A 15,773-nucleotide genomic window follows, 5' to 3' on the forward strand; every position below is an offset into this window, starting at 1 on the left:
GGGGACGGGGATTTTTTTTTGAGCAGCTACGAGTTCCAACCTGGGATTTGCCGTAAATCCCCATCCCATATAGACTGCGTACTCTTCACAGCCATATCGGATGGCGAGGAGGCTGTACGAATGTAACAGGAATCTATTCCTACCTTCAGTGCACTCTCAATATCCGTACGAGGATCATTTCCAATCATGATGGCTGAACTCAAGTCCGCTCCATAATTTTCGACTAAATAGCGATAAAATAGCGGATCAGGCTTGCTCACCCCTGCTTCCGAAGAGATCGCAATACCGTCAAATAGATGTATAATTCCGAGCATAGTTAATTCAGCTTCAATAAAGGTCTTTTGCCCGTTGGAGAGCAAGAATACTTTTTTGCCACGTTCTCTTAACGTTTGTAGAATTTCAGCCACACCGTCATATAGAGAGATATGGACCATCGATAACGTCCGCAGCCACCTCACGGTTTCATATAACCACGCTTGATCCGGTTCTCCGCCCAATTGACGAGCCACAGACCGAAACACTTCCTCCATTACGAAATCCGGATACTCACAGGTCCGTGCGGCTTCACCTAGTTGAAGATCCCTCTCCCGTAGAAACCGTTCCTGCAGTTCTCCCCCTGATATAGACAGCCCCTGATATCCGAAGTGGAGAGCTAACCGTTCCCATACCTCAGAATGCTCCGCATCTGTCTTAATATCAATTAGTGTACCGTACAGATCAAAAATATAAGTCTGATACATCCCCGTCTTCCTTCCTATGGTTCATATTGTAATCTACCCCTTAGTCACATTCTCCGTCACTGCCTGCCCCTCCTTCATTTTGCTCGAAACCTTTTGATAGAGATAGGAGATCCCGAGCAGGCAAATACCAAAGCTGGCATAAGCGATGATTTTGCTCCCAGTATTCAGTAGTCCCAGATCGTACAGCAGCAGCTTACCTGTTGCCAATAGCGTTAATCCAAGGCCGAAGCGCCGGATGTACACATATCTTTTGCGGAAGCCGTACATGATGAACAAGACCGCCAACAACAGATAAATGAGACTAAATATTAATCCCGCGTCATTTAATTGCAGCTGTACCCCTAAAAAAGCAGTAATGATTCCGAGCAGATACACCCCCATAAAGACAGGATATATCTCCATACTTTTATACTCACGTTTAAGCAAGTTGATAAGTAGATCACGTCCGCTAAACCATACGAAAATATTGAAGATAATGAGTATACCTAGTGCGATATAATCGGCCGTGGTATTACGTGTAAGATCATTCTGCAGAGTTGGAAAGCCTACTGTAATCGTCAAACAAATGGCGTATCCGATCCCAAAAAGAAATCTCACAAAATGCTTAACGATCGTGTCATACAGCACCTTCACCTTAGGCAATACATAGGCCAGAACAATAGTTAACAGAGCGGACATCAGCAAATTGTAGAAGGTTCTATGCGAGAAATCCTCCGGTACAACCAGACGATACAATCTTCTGGTTTCATACAATCCATAGATCCAGAAATTCAATAACGCCGTATATTTAAACCACAGGGCTAATGTGATTTCGTAAGGCTCACTGTGAAGGAGGACGTCTTTTCGGTTATGCTGAACGGCATACCATACGGCGATAATAAGCATACCTACAGTAATAAAGACATATTTTAGCGGAAAATAGGCGTCTGTGGAATTCATCCACTCATTGGCTATATCGAGCTGCATCGGTACATTTAGACCGAAGAACACCACAAGGCAAAGCGTCAAAATGCCCCAGCCTGCCCTTTCCATCCCCTTAAACCGATTTAGATTACCGAACAAGGTAAGAACGACGCCTTCAACCAACCAGCCAATGGACCACCAAGCCGCTCCGAATTGGAACGGGATCATCAGGATACTGAAGGTCAACGAAGTGGCGTAGAATAGTAGCATGCTTTCTTTTTCCTGTGGCATCAGCTTTTCAAGCCCTCGTCCAAGAGCCAAATACAGCAGACAGAAGACCAGCGCCAACGCACCATTGTAATCCTTCAATCCTGCATCCAGGAATAGAATATACAAGGTGAGGCAACTAATAAACGTGTTACATCCTAATAGAGAGAAATCCCACCAAGACAACTTGGAGCGATACTTGAACGGGTACCATAGCGTAATGCCCAAATACATGGCAAAAGTCAGCACCGCATAACACATATTAATTCCGTTGCTATCCGATAACGCTATTAATATCAGCATGGATGGTGTATTAAATAAGTAGCTGATGTAATTGACCACGTTCCAGCGTTTGCGGAAGGAGATTAATAGAATGAATAAATTCAGAAGAAACAAGTAACCCATTGCCACATAAACTGCGTTTCCCGAAAGACCGAAAGCCCCAAGATAAGAGTATAGTGGCAGGTACCCCCCGATTAAGCCCAAAGCACAAATACTTCGTGATTCATACCTTAAAGACAGGAGCACAGCAGTCAAAGTGACGAGCACGGATAAGGACAGCCCTACATAAATACTGATAATATCCAATAAAAAATAGCTATAGAAAATAGAGCCGTACAGCACTGAAATCCCGCCGCCAAGTAGCCCTAAAGCGAACGTCCCTTTTCCTTTGCGATATAGCCACTCCCCGCCCCCTAACATCAGTAATCCCAGTAGAAAAAAGGCGCCTCCCTTCATATAACCGGTGAACCAATTGGAATAGGAATACCTGAATGCCGCTCCCACGGCCAAAATCAGCAGCAGAATCCCAAGCTTGTTAATCCAGCCAAGTCCAATCTTCATTTCGATCTGATTTTGTTTTCTCCGGCGCTCAATCACCTCTTCGCTGATCTCTTCCAAGGCAAAATCTTGTAATCCGTTATCCATTCTGGAGTTCAGGCCACTCTCAGCTTCCCTCATTCTTTGTCGCTGCGCTAGAACACGCTCATTTATTTCCGCTGACAACGCTCCAAGTCGACTGGATAACTCCACCTTATCCTCACCGAGTTGCCTCGCGGCTGTTTGGTACAGCTGCTGAATACGACGCTTCGTCTCCAACTCAAAAGCTGTCAGCCGATCCGTATGGGCAAGGCTTTTAGAGGCAAAATAAGTCTGCAGCTTCTGTCTCGACACTTTAAGAATGCCGAGTTTCTCATCTAAGATTTGTTCCGTTAGCGTAACTTTTAGCTCCGTATTCTCTTCTTGAAGCTTCCCAACCTGAGTCTTTAACTCAACTAAAGCAAGCTTATGTTTCTCATATTGCTTCTTCAAGTGTTCATTCTCGTTGACCAGATCGTGACTTTCATATTCCGCGATCAGAGCTTCATATTCCTTAATAAGCCCGTCCTGCTGGACCTTCATGAATCCAAGTCGATCTCTGAATGACTCCATAGCGCCTCCTAATGTGAGCGATTATCAATATTTACATTTTACTACAAATGGAAGGGTCTCTTACTCTTTTTTTACGAATGCGCTAGATGAAGATTACGAGCAACTTGAAAAAAAATGCAACATATTGGAGGGATGTCCCGTCTGAATAATAACAACACTAACAAATGACTTTAAAAAGGAGCTCACAACTATGAACAACATTTTGAAAACAAGTACAGTTCTTTTAACTTTGTCCCTAGCACTTTCAACAGGAGCAGCTTACGCTGCACCAACCACAACTTCTGCAAAAAATGATGCTACTCAAACCTCCGTTAGCGTTAATCAAAAAACGTTTACGATTGAAATCAACGGGTCCGCTCTGAAAGAAACAGGCTTCCAAACTACAAATGGCAAAGAGCCTATGGTGCCACTTCGTCCGGTTACTGAAGCACTTGGCTTCGAATTAACTTGGAATGGACAAACTAAATCCGTTGATCTTATCAATGGCGCTGTGTTCACTACAGTGAAAGCAGGAGAAGATCGTTATAGCATCAACAAAATGAATACTACACTTGGGACTGCACCACAATTGGTTGACTCCATTTTGTATGTTCCAGCCTCCTTTGTAAGTGAAATCATCCATCACAACATGACAGTGAAGGGAGATTCCATCGTGATCACTGATGCTAACCAACAAGAGCACATGACCAAGACTGGCGTGATTACAGCTGTCAACAATGAGGGCAAATTCCAATCCGTTCAGATCCAGGGTGTAGGCACAGATGGAGTCGTACTGAATGTAGGTGAAGATACCACTATCGAAATGGCAGACGGTACTAAGCTTGCACTGAAAGATCTTCACATCGGCATGACCGTAAAAGCAGAGCATTCCATGATCATGACCATGAGCCTGCCACCGCAAACCCCAACTTACAAGATCACTGTTCTAGATGAGCAGAAACAAAATGATCTTCTGGGCACTGCAGGTACCATTGAAGAAGTTCAAAAAGACGATGAAGGAAACATCAGCATTACCGTTAAAGGCAGCGGCCTGAGCGAACAGTCGCAACAAGAAGTAGTACTGCGTATTAGTAAAGATACCGTGCTAATGAACAGTGACGGCAAAACTGTAAACAGCAGCGAACTTGTAAAAGGCGCAAAAGTTATTGGATTCTATAGCCCTATGCTGACTAAGAGCCTGCCGCCAATCGGCACAGCTGTTAAAGTCGTATTGAACGTTAATCAACAATAAGATTATGTAAAAAAGGCCAGTTCCTGGATTACGGGAACTGGCCTTTTGTTTGATTATTTGTAGCTTGAGAAACTCTATCAAGTATAAACGCTTATCGTCCTTATAAGGACGATAAGCGTTTATAATATAAGACATAAAGTATGGTGTGAAACTTATACTTTCTTATATTTTAACAAATACAGGTCTTCTTCTTCACACCAAGCTTTCCAGCTTGCTCCACCTTGGCAATATAATCTACAGCCAACGGTACTTTACATGCGGTTTGTCCCACATTTACCTGGACCTTACCAATACTTGTAGCAATCTGCTCCGCCTCATCATGCAGCTCTGTTATGCTGCTGCCGGCAATAATTACAAACATATTCATCGTGTAACGAACTCGATTCCGTTCCTGATGAATGGTAGTTTGAATTTGCTGTAGTAGCTCTCTAATCTCAGCGATATCGAGCAGATCATCCGGTGTAACTGAGATGTAGTTTCCATACGTACTCCAGCCACAGGTGGCCACCATTTCATCTGAGGAACGAATCCACTCTCTAGCAAGCTCCAATGCGTATGGACTCTCTGCAGCGACAGAAGCTACCGTATATTCCGCTAATGCACAGCAATACGCCGCCGATACCCAGCCTTGAAGCTCTTCCTTCGTAAGACTCTTGGGATCAACCGTAAGTCCTGCCAAATACATCGCATCATAATTACCCGTCTGATACAAGGCTCGTACTAGACTCTGATCTTTCTTGATATCCTTCACCAACTTCTTCATGTCCCCTATCCTTACTCCGAATAAAGGTTCCTTAGCACCATGACGTACGAAGGTACGCTTCGTCTGCTCTGTACCCATCTCCTCAAGCTTACTCATCACTTCATTAATAGTCAGATTCATTAGGACACTCCTTTATCTTCGATGCTCTAAACGCAAGATCTAGCTTCCGCATGTTCCTTATCCCTTCATTGCTTCTCTTAAGATGGGTTCGCGACCTAGTGTCACTCTATTCTTGCCCGAATTCTTGGAACGATATAACGCTTCATCTGCTTCCCGATATAAATCTTCGAAAGTCACCTCTCTGCGCTCTGTAAAAGAAATTCCGATGCTTGCGGTAAGCTGAGCACTATCGTGTTCGTTCAAAATTATCATGTAATCACTCATCGTAGTGCGAAAATTCTCTGCCTCCATTAAGGCTGCATGTTTGTCCTCAGCAAAAAAACATACAGCAAACTCCTCGCCCCCGACTCTTCCAGCAATGCCTTTATTTTGGTACACCTGTAATATTTTATTCGAGAAATCAACCAATGCCTGATCTCCTGCTAAATGACCATAGGTATCATTAATTAACTTAAAATCATCGATATCAAATAACAGCAGTGCCAGTCCTAGTCCGTCCGGAATCGTTTGATTTTGCACCATTTGCATAAAATGCCTGCGATTATAAAGTCCAGTCAAATCATCTACCGTTGCTTGATAAACCAATTCACGTTCATACCGCTTCTTTTCACTATGGTCACTAAAAGCGATTAGCATCCCCTTGTTCTCTGTTGCCCGATGTTCGGTCGCAATCAAAGAAACTCCATAACAAATCTCTCTCATTCCAGTACATACAATCTCAAACTGTCCTTCGGTCCTTTGACTATAATGAGCACTAATGTCCATGTGGTGTCTCATAAAAAGATCAATGTTCTTCCCCATCCAGGTCTCGTTCGATATCCCGGTAATCTCTAATAAAATGAAGGTCGCAGCTTCATTAATACCAATGATATTATCATTCTGGTCTGTCAGAACTACGCCGTCTTTCATATGCTCTAGGATTTTAATTTTAGTTAAAGGATAGATGGTGGATTTGGGATCAATGAATAAACACAAATAAGCCGCTATAATTGCGGGTAGATAAGTGAAGGCCGTAAAGCCTGTAAGCGTGATCTTTAACAAGGGAAGTAAAAAAACAGAAATGACCGGAACAAGCAGCCCAGCAAACAGTAAGAAAGTCCGTCGCAAAAAAGCTCTCGGTCTATTAATTAAGGAAACAGCTAGCAAGCAGATCGCATATAGACCAAATAGCTGATCATAAGCAATAAAAGCCATGCTAAGAAGCGTAGGCTTTACAGTAATTCCACTAATACCCGCAACAGTGGCTATGCCCACTTCACTACGCATTAGATGATGATAGGTATCCGTAAAAATAAGCAGTACATCCAAAGCAATTGGAATCGAGAAAATAGCAAGCTTTACAGTCAGGCGTTCCGCGGAAGGAGACACGTATTCTTTAACCACGGCATAAGTAAATAGCGCACTTAAAAAAAGCGGAGCCTGCTGCATATTCTTCCACCACAACTTAGCCTGAAAAGAGGATGACATAATCTCTCCCGCCGTTGCAATAAATATGAGGCTGACCAGCAACATTAAGATCCACAAATAGCGTCTTCCTGCAGACTTCCGATGTCGATAGGAGCTGACGCCCATGTAAAAGCTTAGAACACTGCCCATTAATAAGTAATACGGATATCCTTGAATCCACGGCATGCCATATTTCTCCTATTTTTCAAGTCGCTCCTATCATTATATCCTAATCATTCTTACAAATGAATCGATAAATAACAGTACATCTGTACATCTTACGATTTGAACTTCACTCGATGGGAGAACATATACTTTCTGGCCAAGTCTTTAAACGCCGTTTTATCTTGTTCCGACTGAAAGTATCGCTTAGGGATAATCAGCGCTCTATTAGAAGACACAAAAAACACAAACAAGCTCATCGTTTCACCAATTTTATGTATCTCTTCCCATTTCACTTGCCCGGAACCTGCCTCGGATACGTACTTTATGCCCTCATCTGATATGGAATAGCTCTGAGGCTGCTGAGATAAGCTATCTGTTGCGAAGGCTTTTTTTGATTTTTTGACCAAGCTTGATTTGGTCATATACCATAAGACAGCGGCAAGAATTACAGCGGTCACAGCAAGGATTGAAATGCTTTTAGTACTATAATCCTTAGTAATTAACAGCAAAATCACAAAATAAGCAACCACACTGAAAGAGTTAAGTATGATTCGGCTATTCAAGCTGAACCATAGGTTAAACTCCTGAACGTCCTCACTCTTAAGGACCGTATCTACTTTTATTTCATTCTCCATAACTGATCGCTCCCCTGGCACTATCCTATTTTATCAATTCCACTTCATTCTATCATGCCTGAACACAAAAAAGGGACATCCCTGAAGCGATCGCTTCTAAATGGGTTGTCCCTTTTTAAAAATATAAGCTATACATTATCCTTATATTTCTCGCAAAACGCTTACTGTCCTTTAGGGACGCCGAAGGCGTTTTTGCTTGTCCGTAAGGATTCTTATTTCTTTTGTGCAAGACGTTGTTTGAACTTGTCAACACGGCCGCCTTGTTCTGTATCTCTTTGTTTACCAGTGTAAAATGGGTGGGATGCGGAACTTGCGTCCACGCGGATAACAGGATAAGTGTTACCATCTTCCCATTCCATTGTTTCATTGGATGATTTTGTAGATGCACTCAAAAATTTGAAGCCTACGCTTGCATCCATGAAAATAACCTTGTTGAACTTTGGATGTATGCCTTCTCTCATTCTGATCGTCCTCCTTCTGAACAAATTAGTGGAGCCTTTATGGTAAATTAACCAAATGATCTGTAGGTTTATCTATAAGTATAACCTAATAAACGTAGGAAAATTCGTAAATCTTACGATTTAGACCACCACTCCATCATACGTGAAATCGACATGTAAAGTCAACTAATATCCGATATTCCTTATATTCCCTTACGTTCAACTGACTTATACATCATACTCCAGCTGTTTTTTAGCCTGAACAATAAAATCTAATGGATTCTCAATTGTGCCAGATTGATATTCTACGGCACCGATTTTGAGGCCGAGGCTGACTTTATACTTTTTGACAAATTCAGTGTCATTAAGTTCTTGAAGCTTCAATTTAATCCGCTCGATCACGATTTTTGCTCCATCGCTGTCGGTGAACAGCAGCAGGCCCCATGTTGCGTCATCTTTGTCCAGCAAATACAGTGCATCATTGGTACGAATGCTGGCCTGACTGAGCTGAGATACATCGTGTATAGCCTCAGCCAACTGTCCTTCAGGTATGATACGTCTAATCTCATTCCAATATTTCACTTTCACTACAAGCAGTGTGAGTGGAATCTGATATCGAGTCGAAATGCCTGTGAATAAGGCGGCATCCTTCTGAAAAGAAATGCTGTTTCGCAGATCTGTGTTCTCGTCGACGATGGCCATATTGGCAGTTTTTTTCTCCAAACGTTGATTCTCAGCCTGCAGCTCACGGTTGCTTAATGTAAATATCCATAGAACCACTGTTAACAATGGGGTCATAATTAGCCAGAAGTAAGTATTCGGTCCAATCGTCTCTCCTAAAGATATCGTCTGATACATCGTGTAGAAGCCGTAAGCAAATATAAACACCAGGTTCAAGACCAACCCTGCAGTCACCGTTGTAAAATACGTAACAATCGCCAGAATAAAAGCCACATTTAAAATGATAATATTCTGGATATAATCGTCAGGTGCCCCTGAAATGAAGACAATACAAATATAAAGAAGCACCATGAACGATAAGAGAGCGATATCTGAAACTAAACCGCTGCGATTACGTCTCACGCTTATCACCACGTTTCTTCATATGTTTACGAAGCAGCAGGATCAGCGATAGAATCACCAGTGTCAGCACCAGCACAATTACGATAATGAAACTTAACACGTCTGTTCGTTCCGCTATTTTTTTTACCACGGAATCCTCTGCTGCTCCAGTAATGATCTTGAAACGGTGCGCATTGACATTACCGTCCTTATCAACGATTACCCCATCGCCAAACACCTTCCATTTGTCCCGCTCCGTTGCGATCAACTTCGACGCCAAATAGTACTCTTCAGATCCAACTCCCGTAACAGCAAGCAACCCCCGTCCCACCTCAAATGGCGATTCAATCAGCTGCAGTGTTCCAATTTGAGCTCCGTAATGTTCTTCAATACTCATCTTCTCATTGGAGCGAATTGCTGTTCCGTTCCCGTTATATTGGAAATAGAGCTTATCATTATGATCACGGATGATCTTATTATTCTTATACGTGCCTATGGCGATGACATTATTATTCTTCAAATGATCAGCGCTAATGCTATCTGTATAGAACTGAATGTTGCCTATATTTCCGCCAGCGTATTTTCCCAGTAGATTAAACACATTAGCTAAACTCAAATATGCGTAATCATCCATTTCTTGTGGCAGAACGACTGCTACTTGATTGTAAAGCCCGTCACGTATGAACGGATACGGATAGTTATTAAACAAGAGATCCGTACGATCTTTAGTATTAAGACGCATTACAGAATCTTTACTGATATACGCCCACGGCATTTGTTCCTTATCTAGAGTACATTCGGCTCCCTTCAGCTCCAAATCAAAAGCTACAGTTACCGTGAAATTACCGGAGATATTCAAGCTTTGAGGAACTGGAAGATCCAGCTTATCGCCATTCGCCAACTCTTTGGTCAGCTTCTTGCTGCCAATTGGTGTGTTGTTGATGCTGACGGTGACTAATGAACGGTCGAAATCTAAATTCTGTGCATAACGGAAATCCAATCTGATTCTACCTGAATCCGCAATCGAGCGGTTAGAGGGCAGCGAAACAAAGTATGTTTGCTCCTGATGATGTGCCCCTATGAGTTTATCACCCGTTTCTGTAAACGTAATATTGGAGCTAATCGAAAGGGGGGGTGCAGACACTTCCGTAGTATCATCCACCACCTTTAGATCACTTGTGATTTGACCCATTAGCTCTTCATTCGCTACAAAACGGCCTGCTTTGATCAGTAAGTTCTCATCTTTCGAGGTTACGACCAGAGTGGGCTGAGTATCCTTATTCACTAGCTGCAGTAGTGCATGTGTACTTAAATCCTCAGAGGAACTTAGCTGAGCCTTTAGCTCACTTGGTACTCGGTCATACATGGCTACCAGTACAACCGCAGCTTTATTCTTCACCGCGTCTGACCGGTAGGGAAGCATTGGAATCGTTCTATTGTCCAATGTATTACCCTTCACAAGCCCAGAGAGCGCATAAGTAGCCGACTCCATTTCTGCCCCTGTGCTTTTGTCCGGTACGGTCAGAATACTATGATTCTTCGTTAAGGTATCAATGCCAGAGAATCGCTCGCTAAAGTCACTAATCCCTCCAGTCAAGGGCTTCGGCGTATACATCACGCTTATACTGGATGTATTAAACAGATGCAGCCAATTATCAAAATCATAATCGACAGAACAAGATTGATCATCTGGATAGTTCGACTGCAAATAGCCCTGAATCCCAAGCGTATTGGTTCCTTTTTTTAGAAACCCTTTAGGTGCTTTAAGAACCAGCTGTTGTTCGCCATTGTCTTTTAGTGAGGGTCTAAACGTATAGAACGGGCTACCATTTAGCGTTAAGGTAACGCTAGAAATCTGCTCCTTGGTAATTTGCGAAATTTGAAAGTGCAGTTTAATTCTGAGCTCATCCACATTCCAATAATCCATGACCTCAAAATATTGCTGCTGAGCACTCGAACCCTTTAACGCAGTATCTGTTCCTATGAAAGAGGTTGTGTATGTTAATCTAGTATCCTGAGGCGGAGCCTCGGCGGCTGCAACATTCAATTGAATTAGAAAAAGAGAGAGGCAGGTTAACAGTATAACCATTTGTTTTTTCATCATGTTCTGTTTCTCCTGTGATCACATATTTCTCACATTGCTTCTTTGTTCGTTATTAATAGCGCTCAGTCTTATACCACTTTGCTTCTCTTTTGAAGATGAGATCTTTGGCATAAAGATATAATCCGTAAGCGGCGACAACCATCCACAGCTGACAATAAGAGACGTACATCAACATTACGATCCATAAATTGGACAAGCTCATCTCGCCCTTCTCTGTCGTCAACGTTATGAAAGTACCTACAACGAACAGAATGATGGCGAGCAGCCAGAGAAAATTGCTAAGCCCAGCAATGGTAGTATGTACATAGCCCAAAGCATGCAGGATGAGCAGTACATCCGAGGTGATTAACGACATCAGCAATAAGAAGTAAATGGCTAGAAAATAAAGAATATCGAATCGGACTTTTGCGGCGGATTTATCGAAAAGCAGTGGAATATTTTTTACAATGACATAAATGTTGCCCTTAGCCCAGCGCGTTCGCTGCTTGAACCAGACTTTTAAGGTTTGTGGCTCCTGCTCCCATGTGACCGATTTCGGCTGGAACTTGATCCGATAACCCATCATATAAATTCTAAAGCTGATTTCTGTATCTTCGGCTATCGCTTTAACATCCCAGCCGCCGATACTTTCTACGATAGACCTGCGCATAATAAAATTAGTGCCGGGTATGGTGCATAACTTGAACAACTTCCAGCGTCCCGCTTGCGCCATCCATTGAAAAGATAACGTCTCAATATTAATAAACCGGGTAAGTAGGCTTGCGTTACGGTTACGGGTTCTAAACTTACCGATTACCGCTCCGAGGCTAGAATCATTCATGATCTCAGCGACCAGATAACGCAAAGCCGTTTTTTCCGGAGTGTTGTCCGCATCATAAATCGCAATTAGCTCCCCTTTACAGTGGGTGAAGCCTATGTTGAGCGCATTTGATTTCCCTTTGCCACCAGTAATCGAATCCGTATTAATGACGATCAGTTGGCGCCCCGGATTTCGGGTTTGGATACCGGCCAGCAGTTCAGCACTGTTATCAGAGGAATTATCATTAATCACAATAATCTCATATCGATCTTCTGGATAATCAAGTGCTAGCAGAGACTCCACCGTCTTACAGATTACTACCCCCTCATTGTGAGCAGGAACCATAATTGAAACCAAAGGATATTCGCCCTCTACCTCTGGTATCTCCTCATTTTCAGATTTAATGTAATATATATAGCCTGCGATAATGAGGGTCACATTCACCAGCAGCAGAGACCAGATACAGATCACTGCAATTACCATCAGTATGTCTGAAATCGTCATAGGATCCTCCAGATCACGATTAGTTGTCTCATTTCAAATACTTTTTTCTATATAGTCGGTATCCGATAATCATTAATCCGCCAAATAGCAGTAGAGAGATTATAATGGCAACAATAAAGAATTGATTCTGTATATTAAAAAGCGTCGTAAAGCTCTTCTTCTGCTCTTCTGTATATCGATAATCGCTATTCACTGTTTCTGGCGTATAGTTCAGACTCAGGGGTTGCCCATTCATAGAAATCACCCCTTCTGATGAAGTGATCGTATTGACGTCTGTAACAACCTGATGCCTTTCTTGTTTATAATCCGCAAAAGAAACCCAGCATTGTTCCAACGTCTTCAGCATTTCCTCAAGCTCTTCCTTATCCTTAGGCATATCAACAGTGATTACCGTATCCATCGTCAGTTCTGGCATCACATTATTGGATGTATGCAGATCCTGCAAAAAATCAATCGGAACACTATATAAAGAGGATGGAAAGGACTTGGAGGTGTCGCTCTGCTCCATATAATCAACCTTTTCATCCGGATACAGTATCACGGAATCGAAAAAGCCCATCCCCGCCTCCGAGTATTCCTTGTCATACGTCCAGTGCATTTGTGCCCCGATTCCAAGCGGCCCAATCTTGTTATGCACCAGTAGATTAATGAAATCGTTCATCTTCCGCTGGAGTGAATGATCCATATTACTAGTACTCGTTGAATGCATTGCAATAGGGGCATTGACCAGAATGCTGCCATTATTCGATTGCACCTTTTTGAGGGCTACCAAATAACGTTGCATTGCCGGATAATCGGTATTGCTGAACACCGGCCGTACACTTGCGAGAAAAGGAATCCCCACTTGATACAGCCGCTCCGCAGTATCTACCAGCAGTCCCAGATCAGAGAAGGGATAAATCTCTTTGATCGCAAGATACACTTTCGGCGTTGCATTGATATGAAGCCAGTCCTTCAGAACATACGCCATCGTCAGTGCACTGACATTCCCTTGTTCAAAATATGGAACATATGCAACATTACCTTTACTCACAGAATAGGGTGCTTGCAGACCATATTCCTGGAAGGTCAGCTTTCCAAGGGACTCTGTCCCCTGACTTCCTGAAATATAGAGCATATCCTGTACCTGAAGTGGAATTTCCGAGAACTGCCCGATCTGGAGATCTGCATTCCCGTCATATATCACATCGGTGGTTAACTGTAGTTTCTTTTTCAGCGAGGCTGGAGGGCTGTATCCAATATGCAAATACTGTCCCTGATAATGCTCCCAATCCTCTACATAGAATTTATTAGTAATCAAAATATCCGCTGCGTTACGGACCATAATCACTTTAGAGTAATTATTCAGCATCCCTTGCTCATATTGATCCAGACTCCTAAGTGTGACCTTCATGGAATAGGCCGCCAACAGTCGCTGGAGTTCAGTCACGTTGCCTTCCTTCGCTGTCCCCTTAGCGAGGCTGTCATAGAGCAGTAGAACCTGCTGTGGCGAAGCTGCAGATTGAACAGGCGTGACGTGAAACAGAAGGGCTGTTAGGGTCAACGTCAGCAGCAATATACCGTTTAAGACTCCTCTGATGCTCAAACACTCACATCCTTTTGAGGCTTTGTATAAGGTCTAGATAGGGTGCTCTTGCTAACCTGCTTAACCTGATTACTGTTTTTAGAAACTCTACGCCCAATCACACTGGATAGGGTCAGAAAGGTCACCAAATCAAAGGATAATGTAAATAAGAACTCATGCTTGGAAATGTCGGCATCGCCTGCACCGATAATCGATACAAAAATACCTGAAAGACCGATGCCTATCGAAGCGACAATCAATACCATTCGTTGCATACCCCTGAAATCTCGTAACTTGATCGAATTCACAAAGGAGGGCATATAGAGACCGATAACAAGCACCATCCAGAGGAAGATGAAACCAAATGTTCGCGGTGCCAGCGTTAGTTTCAGTTGACTATATCCGGTGAAAAAGTGACTCTGTGCTCGGAATTCCTTACCAACGGATTGCTCGTAATTCCCCATAGCCGCTGGTTTGATCGAGAATGCACTTTGAGCAGCTACATTAAGAATCGAGTTAAGCTGGTCTGGATTCGTTAAATAATATTTAAGTATGGATACAAATCCATAACGACTGTAGAAATTCTCTTCGAGAAGTGGTGAATTTACGTCTATAGTCACGTACTTTTCATAATGGATACTGTTCTTCAGAATGGCGTATTGCTCATCCATACCTAACGCTTTTAAAGCAGCCTCTGGATCAGGTGATTCCTTCAGCACCCCTCGGGTCATGGCATGGAACTGGTTAATATTCACAAACTCATTTGAGATATTCAAATACGTGAACACACCTGCGAACAACATCAGAGCAAGAGAAGCCATCGTCAGGATGCGAAAAATTTTATCTCTACGAATCCAGAGAAGTGAACATCCCAGAACAGCAATGATCATACCCACTGGAGCATTCTGCTGCTTGGAAGTAGTCAGGATCAGCGTGCTAATCACGAATACGGCCAGCATCGCGTAGTCATTGTATCTTTTTCGATATAACATCAGCCACGAAGCGAACATGAAAATCATCATGATCATCACAACGCTCTCGCCGTAAAAGGAGTTGAAATAAGCCGTGTACCCGGTATCTCCGAATATAAAAATAGCAATACCTGCAATGATGAATCCCTGTTTTCGGGACATCCTCCATGTAATAGCCTCTATTAATAAGTAAATTGCGATTACATATAGAATCGTATAAATCGCCGCTTGAAAGCGGATGTCGAATACCTCACTACTGAAGAACAACTTGTTAAGACCTATAGCCAGCTTGATAAATAATGACTGAGAGGAAAATAACATTGCGCCATTCTCATTAAAATATTGAAAGATTCCATATTGCTTCACAAAATAACCAAAGTACTGACTGTCATAATCCGGCAGATTGAAATAGAGTCCGTTACTATAAATGCTACGAAAAAAGTCACCATTATCCGCCATTCCGACATACGGGGCTGTGAACAGGGCGATGACGGTTATAAGCAGCACTCCAAAAGCAGTGATAAAAGCTGGGGACAACGGCAACGATAAGTTAGCAAGTGTTATCCCTTGCCTTAGAGATGGTTTCACCGTGTTGTTCATCATGCAGGTTCACCTTCAATACGTTAAG

At 42.7% G+C, this 15,773-nt stretch carries 12 protein-coding genes; 1 reads left to right on the forward strand and 11 read right to left on the reverse strand.

From position 1 onward, the window contains the following. Positions 1-26: 26 nt before the first annotated feature. On the reverse strand, positions 27-740 hold the full coding sequence (locus tag MHH52_RS27665; RefSeq protein ID WP_340005603.1) for an HAD family hydrolase: 714 nt from the start codon (positions 738-740) through the stop codon (positions 27-29). Positions 741-773: 33 nt separating this feature from the next. Continuing rightward, positions 774-3,341 (reverse strand): DUF2339 domain-containing protein, encoded by a 2,568-nt coding sequence (locus MHH52_RS27670; protein ID WP_340005605.1) that lies wholly within the window; start codon positions 3,339-3,341, stop codon positions 774-776. Positions 3,342-3,531: 190 nt separating this feature from the next. Here MHH52_RS27670 and MHH52_RS27675 point away from each other — a divergent pair, with 190 nt between their 5' ends. Next, positions 3,532-4,572 (forward strand): copper amine oxidase N-terminal domain-containing protein, encoded by a 1,041-nt coding sequence (locus tag MHH52_RS27675; RefSeq protein WP_340005607.1) that lies wholly within the window; start codon positions 3,532-3,534, stop codon positions 4,570-4,572. 169 nt (positions 4,573-4,741) lie between these two features. Here MHH52_RS27675 and MHH52_RS27680 read toward each other — a convergent pair whose 3' ends face one another. From MHH52_RS27680 to MHH52_RS27720, 9 genes are all read right to left on the reverse strand, one after another. Then, positions 4,742-5,449: a DNA alkylation repair protein gene (locus MHH52_RS27680; protein WP_340009851.1), complete on the reverse strand. Its 708-nt coding sequence runs from the start codon at positions 5,447-5,449 to the stop codon at positions 4,742-4,744. 63 nt (positions 5,450-5,512) lie between these two features. Then, complete coding sequence (locus MHH52_RS27685; protein WP_340005609.1) at positions 5,513-7,087, reverse strand: diguanylate cyclase; 1,575 nt, start codon at positions 7,085-7,087, stop codon at positions 5,513-5,515. Between the two features lie 92 nt (positions 7,088-7,179). Beyond that, positions 7,180-7,701 carry a YcxB family protein gene (locus tag MHH52_RS27690; RefSeq protein ID WP_340005611.1) on the reverse strand — a complete coding sequence of 174 codons (522 nt, stop codon included), beginning with the start codon at positions 7,699-7,701 and terminating at the stop codon, positions 7,180-7,182. A 212-nt stretch (positions 7,702-7,913) separates the two neighbouring features. Continuing rightward, a complete protein-coding gene (locus MHH52_RS27695; RefSeq protein WP_094868372.1) occupies positions 7,914-8,162 on the reverse strand; it encodes a type B 50S ribosomal protein L31 in 249 nt (82 codons plus the stop codon). Between the two features lie 207 nt (positions 8,163-8,369). Further along, complete coding sequence (locus MHH52_RS27700) at positions 8,370-9,224, reverse strand: diguanylate cyclase (protein ID WP_340005613.1); 855 nt, start codon at positions 9,222-9,224, stop codon at positions 8,370-8,372. Next, positions 9,214-11,307, reverse strand: coding sequence for a cellulose biosynthesis cyclic di-GMP-binding regulatory protein BcsB (locus tag MHH52_RS27705; RefSeq protein ID WP_340005615.1), 2,094 nt, complete (start codon positions 11,305-11,307; stop codon positions 9,214-9,216). The genes MHH52_RS27700 and MHH52_RS27705 overlap by 11 nt, the downstream gene beginning before the upstream one ends. Positions 11,308-11,359: 52 nt before the next feature. Next, positions 11,360-12,610, reverse strand: coding sequence for a glycosyltransferase (locus tag MHH52_RS27710; RefSeq protein WP_340005617.1), 1,251 nt, complete (start codon positions 12,608-12,610; stop codon positions 11,360-11,362). A 28-nt stretch (positions 12,611-12,638) separates the two neighbouring features. Further along, the gene (locus tag MHH52_RS27715; protein ID WP_340005619.1) at positions 12,639-14,195 is read right to left on the reverse strand and encodes a hypothetical protein; all 1,557 of its coding nucleotides are present in this window, start codon (positions 14,193-14,195) and stop codon (positions 12,639-12,641) included. Then, positions 14,192-15,748, reverse strand: a complete 1,557-nt coding sequence (locus MHH52_RS27720) for a hypothetical protein (protein WP_290775218.1) — start codon at positions 15,746-15,748, stop codon at positions 14,192-14,194. The genes MHH52_RS27715 and MHH52_RS27720 overlap by 4 nt, the downstream gene beginning before the upstream one ends. Positions 15,749-15,773 lie beyond the last annotated feature (25 nt).

The organism is Paenibacillus sp. FSL K6-0276 (assembly GCF_037977235.1).
Taxonomy (GTDB): domain Bacteria; phylum Bacillota; class Bacilli; order Paenibacillales; family Paenibacillaceae; genus Paenibacillus_AQ.

Excerpts from the sequence above, each read along its gene's own strand:
- MHH52_RS27665 (WP_340005603.1), bottom strand. The coding sequence starts at position 740 with ATGTATCAGACTTATATTTTTGATCTGTACGGTACACTAATTGATATT.
- MHH52_RS27670 (WP_340005605.1), bottom strand. The coding sequence starts at position 3,341 with ATGGAGTCATTCAGAGATCGACTTGGATTCATGAAGGTCCAGCAGGAC.
- MHH52_RS27675 (WP_340005607.1), top strand. The coding sequence starts at position 3,532 with ATGAACAACATTTTGAAAACAAGTACAGTTCTTTTAACTTTGTCCCTA.
- MHH52_RS27685 (WP_340005609.1), bottom strand. The coding sequence starts at position 7,087 with ATGCCGTGGATTCAAGGATATCCGTATTACTTATTAATGGGCAGTGTT.
- MHH52_RS27690 (WP_340005611.1), bottom strand. The coding sequence starts at position 7,701 with ATGGAGAATGAAATAAAAGTAGATACGGTCCTTAAGAGTGAGGACGTT.
- MHH52_RS27695 (WP_094868372.1), bottom strand. The coding sequence starts at position 8,162 with ATGAGAGAAGGCATACATCCAAAGTTCAACAAGGTTATTTTCATGGAT.
- MHH52_RS27705 (WP_340005615.1), bottom strand. The coding sequence starts at position 11,307 with ATGATGAAAAAACAAATGGTTATACTGTTAACCTGCCTCTCTCTTTTT.
- MHH52_RS27710 (WP_340005617.1), bottom strand. The coding sequence starts at position 12,610 with ATGACGATTTCAGACATACTGATGGTAATTGCAGTGATCTGTATCTGG.
- MHH52_RS27720 (WP_290775218.1), bottom strand. The coding sequence starts at position 15,748 with ATGATGAACAACACGGTGAAACCATCTCTAAGGCAAGGGATAACACTT.